The 272-nt window shown below is 33.8% G+C and carries 1 protein-coding gene; it reads left to right on the top strand.

Translation table 11 applies throughout. From position 1 onward, the window contains the following. A partial coding sequence (locus tag ILS93_RS28570) for an RNA-guided endonuclease TnpB family protein (RefSeq protein ID WP_142334535.1) occupies positions 1–272 on the top strand: 272 nt, incomplete at both ends.

Genomic DNA, 272 nt, shown 5'->3' with positions numbered 1-272 from the left:
AATATGTTAAAAAATCGTAAGTTAGCAAAAGCAATTAGTGAAGTATCTTGGTCACAGTTTCGAACCATGTTGGAATATAAAGCAAAATGGTATGGCAAACAAGTCATTGTCGTATCGAAAACATTTGCTTCCAGCCAATTATGTTCTTGTTGTGGATATCAAAACAAAGACGTTAAAAATCTAAACCTACGTAAATGGGACTGTCCTTCTTGTCGTACACACCATGATAGGGATATTAACGCAAGTATCAATATAAAGAATGAAGCAATAAG

It is taken from the genome of Bacillus sp. 16GRE42 (assembly GCF_019837435.1).
GTDB classification, from domain to species: Bacteria; Bacillota; Bacilli; order Bacillales; family Bacillaceae_G; genus Bacillus_A; species Bacillus_A wiedmannii.
The sequence above is the reverse complement of the archived record's forward strand: the minus strand, read 5'-3'. Positions and strand labels throughout refer to the sequence as shown.